The sequence below is a fragment of the Mesorhizobium sp. AR02 genome, assembly GCF_024746835.1.
Taxonomy (GTDB): Bacteria; Pseudomonadota; Alphaproteobacteria; order Rhizobiales; family Rhizobiaceae; genus Mesorhizobium.
Genome location: NZ_CP080531.1, coordinates 3,976,797 through 3,996,296, shown reverse-complemented (window position 1 = coordinate 3,996,296; position 19,500 = coordinate 3,976,797). Strand labels below are relative to the sequence as shown.

The 19,500-nt window shown below is 62.9% G+C and carries 17 protein-coding genes; 4 read left to right on the top strand and 13 right to left on the bottom strand.

All coding sequences use genetic code 11. The features are described from left to right. Window positions 1-405 precede the first annotated feature (405 nt). The gene (locus DBIPINDM_RS23495; protein ID WP_258581453.1) at window positions 406-1,503 is read left to right on the top strand and encodes a S1 family serine peptidase; all 1,098 of its coding nucleotides are present in this window, start codon (window positions 406-408) and stop codon (window positions 1,501-1,503) included. 74 nt (window positions 1,504-1,577) lie between these two features. Here DBIPINDM_RS23495 and mgrA read toward each other — a convergent pair whose 3' ends face one another. The 7 genes from mgrA to DBIPINDM_RS23460 form a co-directional block, all read right to left on the bottom strand. Beyond that, window positions 1,578-2,624, bottom strand: a complete 1,047-nt coding sequence (mgrA, locus tag DBIPINDM_RS23490) for an L-glyceraldehyde 3-phosphate reductase (RefSeq protein WP_258581452.1) — start codon at window positions 2,622-2,624, stop codon at window positions 1,578-1,580. A gap of 136 nt (window positions 2,625-2,760) precedes the next feature. Then, complete coding sequence (locus tag DBIPINDM_RS23485; protein WP_258581451.1) at window positions 2,761-3,903, bottom strand: Gfo/Idh/MocA family protein; 1,143 nt, start codon at window positions 3,901-3,903, stop codon at window positions 2,761-2,763. Window positions 3,904-3,914: 11 nt separating this feature from the next. After that, entirely contained in the window at window positions 3,915-4,661 is a 747-nt protein-coding gene (locus tag DBIPINDM_RS23480; protein WP_258581450.1) for a sugar phosphate isomerase/epimerase family protein, read from the bottom strand. Window positions 4,662-4,718: 57 nt separating this feature from the next. Next, a complete protein-coding gene (locus tag DBIPINDM_RS23475) occupies window positions 4,719-5,819 on the bottom strand; it encodes a sn-glycerol-3-phosphate ABC transporter ATP-binding protein UgpC (RefSeq protein ID WP_318036896.1) in 1,101 nt (366 codons plus the stop codon). Continuing rightward, window positions 5,819-6,742 carry a carbohydrate ABC transporter permease gene (locus DBIPINDM_RS23470; RefSeq protein ID WP_258581449.1) on the bottom strand — a complete coding sequence of 308 codons (924 nt, stop codon included), beginning with the start codon at window positions 6,740-6,742 and terminating at the stop codon, window positions 5,819-5,821. Before DBIPINDM_RS23470 ends, DBIPINDM_RS23475 begins: the two co-directional genes overlap by 1 nt. Next, entirely contained in the window at window positions 6,739-7,635 is an 897-nt protein-coding gene (locus DBIPINDM_RS23465) for a carbohydrate ABC transporter permease (RefSeq protein WP_258581448.1), read from the bottom strand. Before DBIPINDM_RS23465 ends, DBIPINDM_RS23470 begins: the two co-directional genes overlap by 4 nt. 185 nt (window positions 7,636-7,820) lie before the next feature. Continuing rightward, complete coding sequence (locus DBIPINDM_RS23460; protein WP_258581447.1) at window positions 7,821-9,077, bottom strand: ABC transporter substrate-binding protein; 1,257 nt, start codon at window positions 9,075-9,077, stop codon at window positions 7,821-7,823. A 406-nt stretch (window positions 9,078-9,483) separates the two neighbouring features. Here DBIPINDM_RS23460 and DBIPINDM_RS23455 point away from each other — a divergent pair, with 406 nt between their 5' ends. Further along, window positions 9,484-10,536, top strand: a complete 1,053-nt coding sequence (locus DBIPINDM_RS23455; RefSeq protein WP_258581446.1) for a LacI family DNA-binding transcriptional regulator — start codon at window positions 9,484-9,486, stop codon at window positions 10,534-10,536. Here DBIPINDM_RS23455 and gndA read toward each other — a convergent pair. The 6 genes from gndA to DBIPINDM_RS23425 all read right to left on the bottom strand — a co-directional run bounded on the left by gndA (window position 10,533) and on the right by DBIPINDM_RS23425 (window position 16,412). Next, entirely contained in the window at window positions 10,533-11,960 is a 1,428-nt protein-coding gene (gndA, locus tag DBIPINDM_RS23450) for an NADP-dependent phosphogluconate dehydrogenase (protein WP_258581445.1), read from the bottom strand. The genes DBIPINDM_RS23455 and gndA overlap by 4 nt on opposite strands. 168 nt (window positions 11,961-12,128) lie before the next feature. Then, window positions 12,129-13,742 (bottom strand): copper resistance CopC/CopD family protein, encoded by a 1,614-nt coding sequence (locus tag DBIPINDM_RS23445; protein WP_258581444.1) that lies wholly within the window; start codon window positions 13,740-13,742, stop codon window positions 12,129-12,131. 75 nt (window positions 13,743-13,817) lie between these two features. Beyond that, a complete protein-coding gene (locus tag DBIPINDM_RS23440) occupies window positions 13,818-14,336 on the bottom strand; it encodes a YcnI family protein (protein WP_258581443.1) in 519 nt (172 codons plus the stop codon). A 39-nt stretch (window positions 14,337-14,375) separates the two neighbouring features. Next, the gene (locus tag DBIPINDM_RS23435; RefSeq protein ID WP_258581442.1) at window positions 14,376-14,915 is read right to left on the bottom strand and encodes a copper chaperone PCu(A)C; all 540 of its coding nucleotides are present in this window, start codon (window positions 14,913-14,915) and stop codon (window positions 14,376-14,378) included. 98 nt (window positions 14,916-15,013) lie between these two features. Beyond that, on the bottom strand, window positions 15,014-15,370 hold the full coding sequence (locus DBIPINDM_RS23430; RefSeq protein WP_258581441.1) for a DUF2946 family protein: 357 nt from the start codon (window positions 15,368-15,370) through the stop codon (window positions 15,014-15,016). A 139-nt stretch (window positions 15,371-15,509) separates the two neighbouring features. Then, complete coding sequence (locus DBIPINDM_RS23425) at window positions 15,510-16,412, bottom strand: GntR family transcriptional regulator (RefSeq protein WP_258581440.1); 903 nt, start codon at window positions 16,410-16,412, stop codon at window positions 15,510-15,512. Between the two features lie 256 nt (window positions 16,413-16,668). Between DBIPINDM_RS23425 and DBIPINDM_RS23420 the strand changes: the two genes are divergently transcribed. Next, window positions 16,669-18,174: a UxaA family hydrolase gene (locus DBIPINDM_RS23420; protein WP_258581439.1), complete on the top strand. Its 1,506-nt coding sequence runs from the start codon at window positions 16,669-16,671 to the stop codon at window positions 18,172-18,174. A 62-nt stretch (window positions 18,175-18,236) separates the two neighbouring features. After that, window positions 18,237-19,235, top strand: a complete 999-nt coding sequence (locus tag DBIPINDM_RS23415) for an aldo/keto reductase (protein ID WP_258581438.1) — start codon at window positions 18,237-18,239, stop codon at window positions 19,233-19,235. Window positions 19,236-19,500 lie beyond the last annotated feature (265 nt).

Sequence of the window (19,500 nt, the reverse complement as noted above, 5' to 3'; positions counted from 1 at the left end):
TGTCATGGTGAGACTCTCCCAAAAGTCAGCAAGGACTGGATCAAAATACAGAAATATTGTCGAGATCGTGGTGGTGCCGAAAAAATGGGTAAGGCTATCGCCGCACGTACCGGATGGTTGTTTGCCACGGTCAATCTAAGCCCCCGCCAAAAGACCCTATCGCGACATACTGCCTAAAATAATCCAAGATTGGCAATGACAAATCGCTTCCACGTAGCCCGTGGGGGGCTATAGGATTTTGTGCGGGTTCTACTCGCGGGCACGGTTAGCAAAAGTGGGATGCGGTTTTGTGACCGATCGCGCGCCGTTTCGATACGGCACGCGTGCGGATCGCTGAACCGGCAACACCTCCTTGCACAATGCCCGGCGTCGATCTGCGCGGGAGAATTGTCTCAGGAGGTTCAGGTGGACATCACAAATCGGTTCCGGCCAATCGTTGCCGCATCGCTGCTTGGCATTGCCGCTGCCTTTGTATCAATCAACTCCGGCCGTGCGGACGAAGCCACCGCAAGGCCAGAAGCGGCGGTCTCGCCGATGCAGCGGGTGACCGAGGCCAGGGCCAAGGCAGCGGCGGAGAACCCCGACGGCGCCGATCGGGTCTATGGCGGCAACCAGGCCGAAAAGGGCGCCTATCCGTTCCAGGTCGCGCTGCTCACCACCGCCAGGCTGGACGAGAACCCGGCCTCGCAGGCCAATGCGCAATTCTGCGGCGGCAGCCTGATCGCGCCGCAATGGGTGCTGACGGCGGCGCACTGCCTCAACGACAAAGGCAAGCCGATCTCGCCTGATGCGGTCACCGTGCTGACCGGCGCCACCGACCTCAGCGAAGGCAAGCGCCACAAGGTGCTGCAAGTCATCGTCAATGAGGGCTACAGCGAGCAAACGCTCGACAACGACCTTGGCCTGCTCCGCCTTGCCGAGCCGGCCGATGCACCGACCATCAAGCTCACCCACGATGCGACCCCCGACACCGGCAAGACCACCGTCACTGGCTGGGGCAAGATGCAGGACGGGACGTTCCCGACGACGCTGATGGTCGCGGATCTCGATCTGCAGCCCAACAGCGCCTGCAACAGCGGCATCAAGGCCATCTACGCGCATGATTTGAAGGCAGCGCTTGGCGATCTGTCCCACAGGATGCGCTATTCGGAAAAGGGCATCGATGCCGCCGCCAACGCGATCGCCGCCGACATGACCGACCCGCTGACCGGCAACATGATCTGCGCCGGCACGACCAGCGGCGTGCGTGATGCCTGCAATGGCGACAGCGGCGGCCCGCTGTTCATCACCGGCGCCGACGGCCCGGTCCAAGTCGGCGTCGTCAGCTGGGGCGAAGGGCCGGCCGACGGCAGTGCGGCCTGCGGCCACAAGGACGCCTATGGCATCTACACGCGGCTGGCCAACTACGGCGGCTGGATCGAAGCGAAGATGAAGACCCCTGCTCCCGCGCCGGAAAAGCCGAAAGCCGGGCTGGGCACCGCCCAGAAGCCGAAGACGCCCTGAGGCCGGCATTTGCTTTCATATGAAAACGGCGGGAGATGTCCCGCCGTTTCTGTTTGCCGGCTTGTCCGACAACCCTATTTCCTCGGCGGGCCTTTGCGCTCGGCCGAGGCCGCCCACAGATTGATGTCGGATTCGCGCGCGTAACTATCGATCTCCGCCAATTCGGCATCGCTGAAGTCGAGCACCTTCAGCGCGCCGACGCAGTCCTCGACCTGCTCAGGCCGGCTGGCGCCGATCAGCGCCGACGTCACCTTGCCCTTGCGCAGCACCCAGGCCAGAGCCATCTGTGCCAGCGTCTGGCCGCGTTTGCCGGCAATGGCGTTGAGCGCCTTGATGTTGGCGATGGTGCGGTCGTTGATGAAGGCCGACTTCAGCGACTTGCCCTGCGAGGCGCGGCTGCCTTCAGGGATGCCACCGAGATATTTGTCGGTCAGCATGCCTTGCGCCAGCGGCGAGAACACGATCGAGCCGACGCCGAGCCCTTCCAGCGTGTCGAGCAGGCCGTCTTCCTCGACCCAGCGGTTCAGCATTGAATAGCTCGGCTGGTGGATGACGCACGGCGTGCCGAGCTGCTTCAATATATCGGCGGCCTCGCGGGTGCGCTGCGAATTGTAGGACGAGATGCCGGCATAGAGCGCCTTGCCCGAGCGCACCGCATGGTCGAGCGCGCCCATGGTTTCTTCCAGCGGCGTGTCGGGATCGAAGCGGTGTGAATAGAAGATGTCGACATAGTCGAGCCCCATCCGCTTCAGGCTCTGGTCGAGGCTGGCCAGCATGTATTTGCGCCCGCCCCATTCGCCATAGGGTCCGGCCCACATCTCGTAACCGGCCTTGGTCGAGATGATCAGCTCATCGCGATATCCGGCGAAATCGGTGCGCAGGATTTCGCCGAAAGCGGTCTCGGCCGAGCCGGGCGGCGGCCCGTAATTGTTGGCGAGGTCGAAATGCGTGATGCCGAGATCGAACGCCTTGCGGGCGATCGCCTGCTTGGTCTTGTGCGGCGTGTCATTGCCGAAATTGTGCCACAGGCCGAGCGAGATCGCCGGCAGCTTGAGGCCGGACCGCCCACAGCGGTTGTAGATCATTTTCTCATAGCGGTTTTCGGCGGCGACATAGGGCATGGGGAAATCCTCGGATCTGAAAACGGACGGGCACGGCAATTGCGTGCGCAATGACCAAGCCCAGCGCCCCACCCTTTAGCCTCTCCCCGAGCAAACGGGGAGAGGGGTAACCAAAATTATCGATAATCCTTGCTGCCTACTTGTTCTTCGCCAGCAACTCCTTGGCCGCCTTGACGCCAAGGGCAGCCGGCCGCTCGCAAGTGGTTTGCATGGCGACGAATTTTCCCGTCTCGCCGGAGCGCAGGATGCCGGTCATGACATCGACGGCATGCAACGCCAGTTCCATCGAACAACGATGCGGCCGCCCTTCGACGATCGCCAGCGCCATGTCGGCGAGACCTGACGTGCGGTAATTGGCCATCATGCCCTGGCCGTGCATCTCATTGGGAACGCCAAGCGGATGCTTCCATTTCGGCAGCTTCTTGACCGGCTTGCCCTCCTCGGTGAAGCGCACGTCGCCGCCGAAGAAGTTCGGATCCGGCACAAACACCGTGCCCGCCTCGCCATAGAGCTCCATCGGCGCATGGCCATGGGCCCAGACATCCCAGCTGGTGTTGAGCGTCACCACGGCGCCATTCTCGAATTCCAGCACGCCATGGATGGTGGTCGGCGTGTTGACCGGGATTTTTTCGCCCGCGCGCGGTTTCGATGAAATCGTCCGCTCCTTGGCCGGGGTTGTCGCGAAAGCCGCCACCTGCTTCACCGGCCCGATCAGCTGGATCAGATTGGTGATGTAGTAAGGCCCGATATCGAGCACCGGTCCGGCGCCCGGCTGGAAGAAGAAATCCGGATTGGGGTGCCAGTGCTCCATGCCGTGGCCCATGACATGGCAGGTGCCGCTGGTGATCTTGCCGAGCTTGCCCTCGTCGATCAGCTCACGCACCAACTGGTGCGCGCCGCCGAGGAAGGTGTCGGGCGCCGAGCCGATGCGCAGCCCCTTCTTCTCGGCCCGCGCCTTGAGGTCCTGGCCCTCCTTGAGCGAGAGCACGAACGGCTTTTCCGAATAGACGTGCTTGCCGGCGTCGAGCACGCGTTTCGACACCTCGTAATGCACCGCCGGTATGGTCAGATTGACGATGATGTCGATGTCGTCGGCCTTGAGCAGGTCCTCGACGGTCTCGGCGCGCAGCTTGAACTCCTTCGCCCGCGCCCTGGCCGCGTCCATGTTGATGTCGGCGCAGGCGCGCATCTCGATGCCGCGAAACAGCGGCGCCAGCGAGAAATACGCCTTCGAGATGTTGCCGCAGCCGATGACGCCAATACCCAGTTTCTTTGCCATGATGATTGTTCCTAGTAAGCCTTGACGGATGCGATCGAGCGGCGGGCGAAGCGCTCGATGTCGTTGGGGTTGTCCTGTTCCATGACAAAGTATTTTGTCGCGCTCTTGGCCCGCAACAGTTTGATCAGGCCTGCCCAGTCGATCGTGCCGTGGCCGACATCCGACCAGCCATCTTCGTCCAGTCCTTCGCCGGGCTTTGCAATGTCCTTCACATGTACGGCGACGATGCGCTTGCCGTGCTTTTCGATCCAGGGCAGCGGATCGGCGCCGCCGCGCACCACCCAGGCGAGGTCCATCTCCCAGCCGATAGCGGGGGCGGCAGACAGGATGTGATCCTGCGGCACCGAGCCGTCGGCGAGTGCCTTGAACTCGAAATCATGGTTGTGCCAGGCAAAGCCATAACCGGCCTTCCCTGCGGCTTCGCCGACCTTGGCCAGACGCTCACCGAAGCCACGCCAGCCGGCCGCGTCGGACGGCCTGTCCTCGGCCATCAGATAGGGGCAGATCAGAAGCTTGATGCCGAGCGCTTCGGCTGTTCTGCGCACGCCGTCGAAATCCTTCTCCAGCGCATCGATGGAGAAATGCCCGGTCGGCATCGAAAGACCGTTCTTGTCGAGTTCGGCACGGAAGGCCTTGGGATCGTCATAGACGCCGCCGAAGCCTTCGACTTGCGTGTAGCCGACCTTGCCGAGCATCTCGAGTACGCCGGTCCAGGGCTGGAAATTACGGGCGCTGTAGAGTTGGAATGACCAGTTCATCGTCTTTGTCCGTTCTGCTTGGGGATGGATCTCTTGGGGGATGGATCTTGGGAGAAGTTAAAGGCGGTTGCCGGTTTGGGCATCGAACAGCGAGGCCCGCATCGGGTCGAAGCCGATGCTCACCGCGTCCGCATTTTTCGGCGTGCGCTCCGATGTCACCCGGACGGTGAAATTCTGCTTGCCGAGCTTCAGCCAGACCAGCGTATCGGAGCCCATGGGTTCGACGACTTCGACATTTGCGTCGGCCGTAAACGGCCAGCCGGCGCCGCTGTTGAAGGCGACGTGCTCGGGGCGCATGCCGAACACGGCCGGCCCCGGTGTCGGTTCCTTCTCGAATGTATAGGTCGCGAGCGGGATCCGCACATCCTCGACGGTGAAGTACCAGTCGCCCTTGTCCTTCTCCAGCCTGCCGTCGATGAAATTCATCGCCGGCGAGCCGAGGAAGCCGGCGACGAAACGGTTGACCGGACGGTTGTAGATGGTCTGCGGCGCGTCGAGCTGCTGGATGACGCCGCCCTTCATCACCGCGATGCGGTCGGCAAGGGTCATCGCCTCGATCTGGTCGTGGGTGACGTAGATCATGGTGTTCTGCAATTTGCGGTGCAAAAGCTTGATCTCGACACGCAGTTCCGAGCGCAATTTGGCGTGGAGATTGGACAGCGGCTCATCGAACAGGAAGACGTCGACATCGCGCACCAGCGCCCGCCCGATCGCCACGCGCTGGCGCTGGCCGCCGGAAAGGGCCGAGGGCTTGCGTTGCAGCAGCGGCTCGATCTGCAGGATCTCCGCGGCGCGCGCAATGCGTTTGGCGATTTCGTCTTTGGGCAGGCCTGCGACGCGCAGGCCGAAGGACAGGTTCTTTTCAACCGTCATCTGCGGATAGAGCGCGTAGGACTGGAACACCATGCCGATGCCCCGGTCCTTCGGTTCTTCCCAGGTGACGTTCTTGCCCTTGATGAAGATGCGGCCTTCGGACACGTCGAGCAGGCCGGCGACGCAGTTGAGCAAGGTCGACTTGCCGCAACCAGAAGGACCCAAAAGCACGATGAACTCGCCCTCGGCGACATCGAGATTGAGCGTCTTCAGCACCGTCACCGCGCCGAAATTCAGCGACAGGTCCTGGATCGATACGCTGGTACCGTTTTGCGCCATATCCATCAGCCTTTCACCGCGCCGGCGGCGATGCCGCGCACGAACCATCTTCCCGAGATGAAGTAGATGATCAGAGGTACCGCCGCCGTCAGAATGGTGGCTGCCATGTTGACATTGTACTCCCGCACGCCGGTCGTGGTGTTGACGATGTTGTTGAGCTGCACCGTCATCGGCCAGTTGGATCGCCCGGCAAACACGATGCCGAACAGGAAGTCGTTCCAGATGCCGGTGACTTGCAGGATGACGGCGACGACGGTGATCGGCACTGACATCGGCAGCATGATGGAGAAGAAGATGCGCCAGAACCCCGCCCCGTCGACCCGCGCTGCCTTGAACAGCTCGACCGGCAGGGCCGCATAGAAATTGCGGAACAGCAGCGTCAGGATGGGCATGCCGAAGATCGTGTGAATGATGATGATGCCGGGAAGGGTCGCGAACAGCCCGACCGAGCTCAGGCCGATGATCAGGGGATAGATCACCACCTGATAAGGCACGAAGGCACCGAAGACGAGCAAGCCGAAGAGCAGATTGGCGCCCTTGTACGGCCAGAAGGTCAGCGCATAGCCGTTGATCGACGCGCAGATGATCGAGATGATCACGCTCGGCACGGTGATCTTCACCGAATTGTAGAAGCCGGGGCTGAGCCCGTTGCAGTCGCGGCCGGTGCAGGCATGCAGCCAGGCGTCGGCCCAGGGCTGAAAGGTCGGCTCGAGCGGAAGGCTGAAAAGATGTCCAAGCCTGATCTCCGGCATCCCCTTCAGCGACGTGACGATCATGATGTAGACGGGAATGAGGAAGAAGAGCGCCGCAACGACCAGGAAGGCATAAAGGCCGATGCGACCGGCCGATGTCCGCCGTGGTTTCGGCCCGAAGGGCGCGAAGCCCGCCTGATCCGTCTGCTCTTGAGTGGTGATCACGCCCGCGGTCATACGGCTGCTTCCCGTTGGCGATTTCGCCGCCACAAGACAAGTCCGCCGAAAGCCAGCACGACCAGCACCGGCAGCAGCATCATCGTTGCCGCCGCCATGCCCTGGCCGACGTTCTGGCGCACTGTGATGAGCTGGATGACGTAGACCGCCGGCATCGACGTGGCGATGCCGGGACCACCGCCGGTCATGGCAATGACCAGGTCGTAGACCCGCACCACGCCGACACATTGCAGGACGAAGGCGGTAGCGAAGGCACCCTTCATCATCGGCGCCACGATGGAAACATGCGTGCGCCACGTCGGGATGCCGTCGACCCTCGCCGCTTTCCAGATCTCCTCGTCAACGCCGCGCAGCCCGGCAAGCAGGATCGCCATCGTCACGCCCGAGCCCTGCCAGATGCCCGCCACGACGAGCGCGTAGATCGCGGTGTTGGCGTCAACCAGGGGGGCGAAGCTGAAGCTCGACCAGCCCAGATTGCGCATTGCCTCCTGCAGGCCGAGATTGGGATCGAGCACCCACTGCCAGACGAGGCCGGTGACGATAAGCGACATGGCGAAAGGATAGAGGAAGATCGAGCGGAACAGGTCTTCCTGGCGAATGCGCTGGTCCATGAAAACGGCAAGCAGATAGCCGAACACCATGTTGCAGGTGATGGACATCAGGCCGAAGAACCAGATGTTGTTGACCGAGACGAGCCAGCGGCTATCGGCCCAAAGGCGCCTGTACTGCGCCAGGCCGACGAAATCATAGGCGGGGAAGAGCTTGGAACTGGTGAAAGACCAGAGCACCGAGAAGCCGATGCCGATCACGAACACGCCGACGGCAACGAGAATCATCGGTATCGTCCCGATGACGGCGGGCAGGTGAAATCTGTGTCTCCAGCTCCTCTGCATCGTCCGTCTTTCTCCACTTCTACCGACACGCCGGGATTGTCTGCCGACGCGAAAGTCGCCCTTCCGGACCGCCGCGGCTTCCGATCCTGCGATTGTCAGCCCGCCGACAAAGGCTTTTTGCTTGGCGAACCGAGATGGGACCGAGACGCCGCAGCACTAGCGGCGCCTCGGGTGCTGACCGGCTCCTAGTCGGAATTTCCGATGATGGTGGCAAACTTCGCGGTGGCGTCGTCAGCTGTCATGGTATCATCGGCAAAGAATTGCGCGACGAGTTCATTGAGCTGCTGGTTGGTGTTCTCGGTGATGAATCGGTTGGTCGCGGTGACGATGTTGGCCGGGTCTTCTACCGCTTTCAGCGACTTCTGCATGCACGGGTCGGCCGCCGACATGTCGACATCACCACGCACGGGCATGGACCCCTTGGCGTTGTTGAAGGCGACCTGAACCTCCGGGCTGATGAGCAGTGCGGCAAGACGCTTCTGCGCTGCCTCGACATCCGGATTGTTCTGCTTGAAGAAAACGATGATGTCGCCGTCGGTGCTGACCACCGGCTTGGCCTCGTTCAGGCCGATCATGCAGCCGAAATCCTTGACGCCGGTCATGCCGGCGGCCGCGAATTCGCCGCGCGCCCAGTCGCCCATCACCTGAAGTCCGGCCTTGCCGGTGATCACCAGATTGGTGGTGTCGTTCCAGTTGCGGTTGGCGTAGCCATTGTCGGTGAACTGCTTCAGCGCCCTCAACTGGGTGAAGACGCCTTTCATCTCCGGGCCGCCGGCAATTTCGGCGCTCTTCTTGGTGTACATCTCGTCACGCTTGGCGACACCGAGAGCCTCGGTGACCATGTCCTGGAAGAGCAACTGGATCTGCCAGCCATTTCCGTCGCCACCGATGGCGAAGGGAATGAGGCCTGCCGCCTTGATCTTCGGCGCGGCGGCGATGAAATCGGCCAGGTTCTTCGGCTCCGGCACGCCGGCTTTCTCGAACACCGGCTTGGAGTACCAGGCCCAGTAGTTCGAGTGAATGTTGACCGGAACGCACCACCAGTGACCGTCGACGAGACAGGCACTGCCGATCGCCTTCGGGCGAATGACCTGATCCCACTTGCCGGCGGTCGCGACGTCGGTGAGGTCGAGCAGCTTGCCGCCCGAGATCAGTTCCTCGTACTGCCGACCGGGATTGAACTGGGCAGCACCGGGCGGGTCGCCGCCGAGCACGCGCTGCATGACGGTCGAGCGAGCGGTTTCGCCCAGAGCAATCGCGCTGTCCACCCACTTGTCGCCATGGCCGTCATTGTCGAAGGCCTTAGCGAACTGCGAGACCGCCGCCGACTCGCCCTTCGATGTCCACCAGTGGATGACTTCCAGGTCCGCGGCCCTGGCCGGGCCGGCAAACTGCAGCGCGGCCGATGCTGCCAGCGCAGCGGTCAAAATCCTGTATCGCATTTCGGTTCCTCCCAGAATCTGAAACGTTACAGATTTTGGATAAGGCAATTGAAGGGACGACGCAACCCTGGGCAGGTGGCCCGTCCGATATTTTTTCGAGTCGCGAATAAAATACGTCATCGGTCATCTCGTTGTGCGCCGCAATATGAGCAATCGCAGCGCAAAACAAACAGTTCAGCCACGGAAGCCGGCAAAATGAGCGCTGGAAGGACGCTTCGCCTTGTATTCCCAAGAGAAATCACGACCACGTGTTCGCCTGCCTATTCGCCAACTGGCAATCGAGATTGGCAATCTGTAACGTTTCAGTATATTGCCGCCTTCGCCGGGTTTGAAATTGTGCGACGCCGCAAATCGCGGCGATTGCCGACCCGCCCTGCGACTGCTATGCGCCTGACGGGCGGGACGAATGGACAAACGGCGTACGAAAAAGAACGACGAGACGTCGGCCAAGGAGCGGCCCACGCTGAAGACGCTTGCCTTCATGACCGGGCTCGGCGTCACCACCGTATCGCGCGCCCTGAAGGACGCTCCGGAGATCGGCGCCGAGACCAGGCGCCGCGTCCAGCTGGTCGCCAAGCAGATCGGTTACCGGCCCAACCGCGCCGGCGTGCGCCTGCGCACCGGCAGGACCAATGTCATTAGCTTGGTACTCAACACCGATCGCGAAATCATGAGCTTCGTCTCGGACATCATCTACGGCGTTTCGGAAGTGCTCGCCGACACGCCCTATCACCTGATCGTCACGCCCTATTCGCGCTCACAGGATCCGCTCGACCCCATACGCTATCTGGTCGAGACCGGCTCCGCCGATGGCGTCATCATTTCACGCACGCAGCCAAATGATGCCAGGGCCCGCTATATGCTGGAGCACGGCATTCCTTTTGCCACGCATGGCCGCACCGACATGGGGCTGGTCCACCCCTATCATGATTTCGACAACTACGCCTTCGCTGTGGAGGCGGTGCGGCGCCTCGCCGGTGCCGGCCGCCGCAGGCTGGCTCTATTGTCGCCGCCGGTCGGACTGACCTACCACAGCCATACGGTCAACGGCTTTGCCGATGCGCTGAGCGAAGTTGGCGCCAGCGAGATCCCGTTCAGCACCGTATCGATCGACCATTCGATCGAGCAGATCAGGACAAGGACCGCTCAGCTGATGCGCCGCGACATCAGGCCGGACGGTTTTGTCAGCAGCGGCGCGGCCGCGACGCTCGCGCTCGTCGCCGGCATTGAGGATGCGGGCCTCAAGCTTGGCCGTGACGTCGATATCGTCTCCAAGCAATCATCGGACCTTTTGCATCTGTTTCGGCCCGAACTGCTGATCGTCAACGAGAACTTCCGGCTGGCGGGCTCGGAGCTCGCCCGCTCCGTGCTCGGCTGGATCGGCGGCGCAGCACCCGGCTCGCTGCAAAGTCTCAGCGTGCCAAGCGAGGTTCTGGCTTACGAGCGCTCCACGGACTAGCCGGCAGCGCCGCTGCCCCACGGGCCGTGGAATGCGCCCTGCTCGCCGATGCGTTCGAAGCCATGCGCACCGAAGAAGTCGCGCTGCGCCTGGATCAGGTTCGACGTGCCGCGGCCCTGGCGGTAGCTGTCGAAATAGGCAAGCGCGGAAGACAGCGCCGGCACCGGCGCACCGGCCTCGGAAGCCTTGGCCACGATACGCCGCAGCGACGGATGCGCCTCCTGCATCAAGCTGATGAAAGCCGGTGCCATCAAAAGGTTGGTCGAAGCGCCGCCACTGCTGAAGGCCTCGGCCATCGTATCCAGCATCTGCGAGCGGATGATGCAGCCCGCCCGCCAGATCCTGGCGATGGTCGGCATCGGCAGGTTCCAGTTGAACTCCTTCGAGGCGCCGCTCATCACCGCGAAGCCCTGCGCGTAAGCAGCGATCTTGCCGGCTAACAGCGCCAGTTCGAGGTCTTTCAGCAGCGCATCCTTGTCGCCGGAAATCTTCGTCACGCCGATATTGCCATAGGCCTTTTCCGCCGCCTGCCGCTCGTCCTTGATAGACGACAGCACGCGCGCCGCCACCGCAGCCTCGATCGCGGTCGCCGGAATGCCGAGCTGCTGCGCCTCGATGACAGACCACTTGCCGGTGCCCTTCTGGCCAGCGCGGTCGAGGATGATGTCGACCACCGGCTTGCCGGTCTTCGGATCGTCGGCGGCAAGCACCTTGGCGGTGATCTCGATCAGGTAGGAATTGAGCCGGCCCTTGTTCCAGTTTTCAAAGACCGTGCCGATCTCTTTCGGCCCCATGCCCAACCCATCGCGCAGGATACCGTAGATTTCGGCGATCATCTGCATATCGGCATATTCGATGCCGTTGTGGATGGTCTTGACGAAGTGGCCAGCGCCATCGGTGCCGAGCCAGGCGGCACAGGGCTCGTCCTTGAACTTGGCGGAGATGGCGGTCAGAACCTTTTCGACCCGCTTCCAGCTATCTTCCGTGCCGCCGACCATGATCGACGGGCCGTGGCGTGCGCCCTCCTCGCCGCCGGACACGCCCATGCCGATAAAGGTCAGGCCCGAGCCGGACAGTTCGGAGAAGCGCCGCATCGTATCGCGGAAATTGGCATTGCCGGCATCGATGACGATGTCGTTGGCCGACAGCACGCCGCGCAAGGCTTCGATCTGTTCGTCGACCGGCTTGCCGGCCAGCACCATGATGATGATCGGACGCGGCGGCCGGATCGCGGCTGCAAGTTCTTCCAGGCTGTAGCAGGGAACAACCATATCCTTCAGCGCGCCGGCATTCTCGACAAAGGCGTCGGTGCGTGCCCGGGTGCGGTTGAAGACGGCAATGCGGTGCCCGTGTTCGGCGATGTTGAGCGCCAGGTTGGAGCCCATTGTGCCAAGGCCGATCAGGCCGATTTCGGCTTTTTCCATCGTTTCTTCCCTGCTTTCGGATCTTGTTGGTTGGAGCCCGCGATTTGGCGGGGATGCCCATTCTTCCCGAGATGATTGACGAGCCTTTCGAGCCGCGTCAACCGCCTCGCCGAATTGTGCTGCAGTTGCACGATGCAGACCGTTCGACAACGATACCACATTTGTCGGTTACGGCCTGATGTCGACAGGCGCCTCGATCTTCACCATCTCGAAATCCGAGACGAGGATGTCGATGCGCACCGTCCAGCGGCCGGGAACCGGAATGACGAGGTTGTCGACACGCCAGCTGCCGTCGCCGGGTTTGGTCGCCGCACGCTTCAGCGGCTCGATGCCGGAATCGGGCTTCGACAGCACCAGCGTCACTTCCTTGGCGTCGAGCGGGCCGAAGTCACCTGTCATGATGATCATCGAGGCGGCGACCGGCCCGGCATGGCCGGGGGTGATGCTGAGATCGGCCATCGCCTGCAGCGCGTGGATATGGACCGAAACCGGCTGCGCCGCCGCGATCGCCAGCGCCCGCGGCGGCGGCGTGAAGCGCCAGCCCGCGGCAACGCCGAAGATCGCCAGCACGATCAGCATTTCGACGCCGATCGAGCGGGTGAGCCTGCGCTGCACCTCCGTCGCTCCCGCCTCGGCCGCGGCGGTGAGTTTCCAGCGATTGACGGCGGCCAGCGTGAACAGGAAGACCAGCAGCGCGAGCTTGACCAGCAGCAGCCGGCCATAGGCGGTGCCGACCAGCGCCGGGGGCGTCTGCACCTGGATGACGGCCAGCACGATGCCGGCCGCGGCAAGCACCGCCACGACAGGCAGGATCGCCGAGGAGAAGCGGCGCAGGAAAGCGACGGCATCAGTTGTTTGGCGCTTCAGCGCGAGACCGAGCGGCACCAGTGCGCCGGCCCAGAAGGCGATGCCTATGCCATGCACGAACACCATCGGCCGCGTCAGCCATTGCGGTTCGGCCGCACTGGCGTGGCCGCTGGCGGCAAGCGCAACGCCGACGCCGGCAAGGCCGGCAAGCGCAAACGGCCTGGCGAGTACACGCGGTCCGGCCAGCGACAGCAGACCGAGCCCCAGCGCGATCAGGGCGACCAGCACCGTCCAGCCGAAGCTGGTGCCGAGCCCGGTCCGCCAGATCACCGGCTGCGCGAGATGGGAGAGCGGCGCCCCAAGCGCGTCGAGACCCTGAAAGCCGAGCGACAAGGGTGCCGCCAGCAGCCCGCACAGCATCACCGCCGTGACAAAGCGTTGACTTGCTCGTCCGTCGCCGCCCAGCCAGGCAAGCGCAAAGGCGCCACCGACCCCGAAGAAGAGGCCGATGTAGAGAAAGACCTTGCCGATCCAGATCGCCGACCGCAGCGGCCAGTCGACGGCTTCGGACACGGCGGGCGGTTCGCTTGGCGCGCCGATGGAAAACAGCAGCGAGCCGCCGACCGGATGGCCGTCGGCGGAAATGACGCGCCAGCTCAGCACATGCGTGCCGGATTTGAGCGCCTGCGGATTGTCGATCTCGACCGTCTGGTCGATGAGGCGGAAGGATGTCAGCGCAACAGGCGTGCCATCGGGCTTCACCAGTGTCAGCACCAGCGGCGAGACCGGCTCGCTGAAGGTCAGCGAGAACTGCGCCGGAGCCTGCGCCAGCACGGCACCGTCGGACGGGTCGGTCTTGATCAGCGCGGCATGGGCAAAGGCCTGATCTGTCGATGCCATGACGACAAGCGCCATGAGCAGGGCCAGCAGCCCGCCGGCAATGCGGCCGGCGAGCTTGCTGGTGGTATCGACCATTCGGGAAGGTATTGCGGTCATGCATGCCACGGGATGCGGCGCGCTCTGGCAAGCAGAGCGCGCCAGGGAGAAAAACTATTTCTTCGGCAAGAGCTTGATGCCGGGCGCCGGATTCTCCAGCGCGTCTTCATCCTGCCCTGCCGCCGGGATCTCGATCCAGCGGTCGGCAGCGCCGTCGCATTCCTGCACCACCGGGAAATAGAGCTTCTGGCCGGCGGGCAGATCCGCCGTCAGCGTCGCGCGGAAGACGAACTCGTCGTAGAATTCATCCGGCAAATTGCCGCCGCTCCAGTCGACTTCCTTGACGCCGTCGGTCACCGCCTGACCATAGAGCTGATAGGATTTTTCATATTTGCCCTTCTTGGTCTGCAGCGTCCAGCCCGGCTTCGGTATCGGCTTCACCGCGATCACCCCTTCCGGAATCTGCGCGCGCACGGCCGTCGTCGCCTTGCCGTCGCAGCCATGTGGCACGCGCAGCACTGCCTTGTAGGTCGAGCCGACCGCCGCTTCCTGGGTCTCGAGCGTGATGTGCGCGAAGGCGGCGCTTGTCCCCAGCGCGAGGATCGCGCCGGCTGCCAAAAGATACTTGTTCATGATGGTCCCTCTAGAATCCTGATTGATACGATGGCCGGTTCAATCGTTGTCTTCTTGAGGCGCCGCGCTGCCCATGGCTTGCACGGCGAATTCGACCGTCACCGTCCCGGCCTTTTCGAAGGTCAGCGTGGCGGCGAACATCTCGCCTTGCTTGGGTGGCTGCTTCAAATCCATGAACATCACGTGATAGCCGCCGGGACCCAAAACGACCTTGCCACCGGCCGGAATTTCCAGGCCGCCGACAACGGGTCGCATGGTCATGACGCCGTCCTTGACGCCCATCTCATGCAATTCGGCCTTGTCCGAGATGTCGGAGGAAATCGAAACGAGCCGGTCCGGCGTACTGCCATTGTTGGTGATGGTGAAGTAGCCGCCGGCCACTTTGGCGCCGGCCGGCGTGGCGCGCGACCAGGGATGTCCGATTTCGAGATCGCCGACCTTAAACTCATGTGCCAGAACGGACTGGGCGCCGACGAACATGATCGCCAGAGCCAGCGCGACAGGGCCGAGATGCTCCTGGAAGCGGGACAGAATACGGCTGAACAGAGTGCCCGCCGCTATAGGGGAAAAATGGGACATGGTTGCTCCATGAAGTGATGATCGCGCCGTTGCCGGTCGCGAGCTATTTCGGTCGTTGGATGGGTGTGCCTGCGAAAGGTTCCGCCAGGCAAACTGGCTCAGGCCACCAGCGGCGGTGCGCGCGGGTTCGACGGCGAGCGTTCGCGCGCGAAGTCGAGATGAGTGCTCGCCGGAAAGACGAAGGCGGCCGTTTCAAAGGAAAGGCTGGCCAGGGCCAGCCCAGCATCGGGCGGCGGCGCAAAGGCCGACGAAAACATGCCGCAGCCAAGCGTACAGCAGGCCGGCAGATGCGACGGGTGCTGGTCACCGCCGGGAAGCTGGGTGGCGCCATCGCGGGTACAGATGACGTTGCCGAAAGCGTCGATCTGCGCAGCATTCGGGCCGGTGCCGAAGGCGAACGCCCCGAGCGTCGACTGGAGCAGCAGCAGATAGGCCGCGACAAACGCGACCGGCATGCTCCAGCGTCTCCCCTTCTTGCTCAAATGACTTGCCTGTTCAAACCATCTGCCTCTTCGAGCAATTCCTGGAAGGATACCTATCACGCGACCGGCGACTGGAAAATCGCCAATTCGATGCTGCGGCAACGCGGCGCGATCAGAACTTTTGTGAAGGTCGGCTTTCCGGGATCGAGGTCAGCAATGTCTGGCGCGCCGACTTCAGGTGCTTTCGGCAAGCGGCATCGACCTTGCCGAGGTCGCGCGATTTGAGCGCCTCGATATAGGCGAGATGCTCGCCGACCGCGACTTCGTTGCGCTCGCGCTCCTGCGCCTTGTTCCACTGGTAGTGATAATGGAAGATCATGGCTATGACGTCGTAGAAATCGACGATGAAACGGTTGCGCGACGCACGGTGGATGAGCCGGTGGAAGCGCTCGTCCAGCTCCGAAAACTCGTTGAAGCGCGTGGCGATCTCGCTGGCCAACAGGCGATGTTCGCTCTCCAGGCGGTCGAGATCGGCCCAGACCGGGCTGTCCTGCGGCAAGGCGGCGAAGGCAGCAGCCGAGCGCAACTCGAACATCTCGCGGATTTCGGTCAGTTCGAGCGCGAAGGCCCTTGTAAAGCCCTTCAGCACCCAATGGCTGTTGCGGCGCTTCTCGATCAGGCCGAAGCGCGAGAAGCGGATGAGGAACTCGCGCACGCTGGTGGTGCCGACGCCGATCTCGCGCGCCAGTTCGAGCTCGTTGATCTGCATGCCGGCCTCGGCGCCGCCGGCGAGCAGCCTGCGCATGAACGACCGCTCGATGATCTCGGCCAGCGTGTCGGTCTCTTCCTCGGGGAAGAAATCTTCGGGACGCGGGTCGCGCAGCACCGTCTTGGCGCGCTTGTTCCAGGCGATCAGGCCGGTTTCTTCCATGCGCGCCAGGATGCTGCGCACGGTGGTGCGGCTGACGCCGAGCAGCGTGCCCAGTTCCGGTTCCGACGGCAGGCTGCGCGTTTCGTCGAGCAGCCTGAGGCACCTGTTGTAGGCGTCCTTGTAGACGTTGTTGCTCTTCGACATCCCCTGCCCCATTCACGCCAGCGCTTGCGGCGGCCGGCTTGAAGCGCAATATGACGTTCCCATGACCCTGAAAAGCAGGAATCGCTTTCGCCGGGGTCCGGTCCGTTGTTTGCAGCGCCACCACTTACCCAGGGGCACGCGGAACGCCTGCGAAAAAACAATTGACGCAAAACTGTTTTTTCACGATAAAAGACATTAACTCTTATCAAGCGCGTGTCAATCCGCGCGCATCCCAGGATCACCCAGGAAGCCGCCCGTGAACGTCTCCAACACCATTCTTCTGTCCCCCGCCGACAACGTCGCCGTTGCCAATGGCCGCATCGAGATCGGCACCGCCCTGCCCGGCGGCGCGCTTGCCACCGCCGTCATCGAGCCCGGTCACAAGGTGGCGATCAAGCCGATTGCCGCCGGTGAAGCCGTGGTCAAATACGCCCAGGCGATCGGCCGCGCCACGCAGGACATTGCGGCGGGCGAGCATGTCCATTCGCACAATCTGGTGTTCGAGGCCGGCCGCCTGCCGGTGGTGCCGCCGAGCGAGGCCGAGCATGCGACGGAGGCCGACCGCGCCCGCACCTTCATGGGCTATCGCCGCGCCGACGGCCGCGCCGGCACGCGCAATTTCATCGGCATCATCGCCAGCGTCAATTGCTCTGCCACCGTCTGCCATTCCATCGCCGACACCGCCAACCGGACCTTGCTGCCGAAGTATCCCGGCATCGACGGCTTCGTACCCATCGTCCACGGCCAGGGCTGCGGCATGAGCGGCACTGGCGACGGCATGATGGTGCTGCACCGCACGCTGGCCGGCTATGCCCGCCACCCGAATTTCGGCGGCGTGCTGATGGTCGGCCTTGGCTGCGAGGTCAACCAGCTCACCCTCTACGGCCAGAAAGGCGTCGCCGCCGGCAAACGCCATTTCAACATCCAGGACGCCGGCGGGTCGCGCAAATCGGTGGAAAAGGCAATGGACGTGCTGGCCGAAATCGCCGAGGAAGTCGGCCAGTTGAAGCGCGAGCCGATCCCGGTCAGCGAGATCGTCGTCGGCCTGCAATGCGGCGGCTCCGACGGCATGTCGGGTATCACCGCCAACCCGGCGCTGGGTGCGGCTGTCGACATACTGGCCGGTGTCGGCGGCATCGGCATCCTTTCCGAGACCACGGAAATCTACGGCGCCGAACATCTGCTCGCCTATCGCGCGGCGACGCCCGAAATCGCCAAGAAGCTCGATGGCTATGTGAAGTGGTGGGAAGATCATGTCGCCAAGCATGGCGCTTCGATCGACAACAACCCCTCGCCCGGCAACAAGCGCGGCGGTCTCACCACCATCCTGGAAAAGTCGCTGGGCGCGGTTGCCAAGGGCGGCCAGACGCCGCTTAACGGCGTCTTCGGCTATGCCGAGAAGGTCACCGGCAACGGACTGGTGTTCATGGACACGCCCGGTTACGACCCGGTCTCGGCCACCGGCCAGGTCGCGGGCGGCGCCAACGTCATCGTCTTCACCACCGGCCGCGGTTCCTGCTTCGGCTGCCGGCCGACACCGTCGATCAAGGTCGCCACCAACTCGACCATGTATCATCAGATGGAAGAGGACATGGACGTCAATTGCGGCGTCATCGCCTCGGGTGAAAAGACCATCGCCGGCATGGGCCGCGAGATCTTCGAACTGATCGTCGAGACGGCTTCTGGCCGCAAGACCAAGAGCGAGGATTTTGGCTACGGCGACAACGAGTTCGTGCCCTGGCATCTCGGCGCGACGCTCTAAATTCAACGGATATGTGGTAGAACTGCCGGGCCGGACAACGGCCGGCAGCGGGGAGGCTTTGCATGGAAAAACGCCGCATCGGCAAGACGGCGCTGGAGATTACCGAGATCAGTTTCGGTGGTGCTGCGATCGGCGGCCTCTACCGCGCCTGTTCGCGCGAGGCGGCGATGGAAACGCTGCAAGGCGCCTGGGAGGCGGGCTTGCGCTATTTCGACACCGCGCCCTTCTATGGTTTCGGCCTGTCGGAGCGGCGCTTCGGTGATTTCCTGCGCTACAAGCCGCGCGATTCCTACGTGCTGTCCACCAAGGTCGGACGTCTTTTCCGTCCGGTGCCTGAAGACCAGGTGCCCGATCACTCCTATGTCGATCCGCTGCCTTTCGCGCTCGACTACGACTATTCCTATGACGGCATCATGCGGTCGGTCGACTTCAGCTATGCGCGGCTTGGCCTGAACAAGATCGATATCCTGTATGTGCACGACATCGGCGTCCACACGCATGGCGTCGAGAAGACCAAGCTGCACTTTCGCCAGCTGATGGACGGCGGGCTCAAGGCACTCGAGGAGCTGAAGCGCTCCGGCACGATTTCCGCCTATGGGCTCGGCGTCAACGAAGTCCAGATCTGCCTCGACGTGATGCGCCGGGCGCCGCTCGACTGCATCCTGCTCGCCAGCCGCTATTCCTTGCTCGACCGCAGCGCGGAAGCCGAACTGCTGCCGCTGTGCCGGGCGCAGCAGACGTCGCTGGTCATCGGCGGTGTGTTCAACTCCGGCATATTGGCGACCGGACCAGTGCAAGGCGCGCATTTCGACTACGAGCCCGCCAGCCGCGATATGCTCGACCGTGTCGACGCCATGGAGAGGATCGCCGGCGAAGGCGGTTACCCGCTTGCCGCCGCTGCCTTCCAGTTTCCCCTGCACGAGCCAGCGGTCGCCACCGTGCTGACCGGCACCGCCAAACTGGCGAACCTGACACGCAACCTCGAACTGCTCGACATCGACGTGCCGGAGGCGGAATACCAGAAATATCGTCCCTACACGGTGGTGCAGAAGCTGGTGTGAAGCCGGCCATGCCGACATGGTTTGTGGAGGTCCCGACTTCACAAACCCGCGACCCCACAGAAAGAACGGATGTTCCATATTGACTAACACATGGAATTAATATTCCATGTGTTCACTGAACGGAACGGGAGCGTTTGGCTGCGTCCAGGGAGGAGCGGCGCGTGAATGTGTCTCCGCCTGCGAGGGCAGGTCAGGCGCGAAACACCGCTTGCATCGTCCAGATCGATGCACTATCAAAACAGCGTAAATGTTTTTTATTGATAAA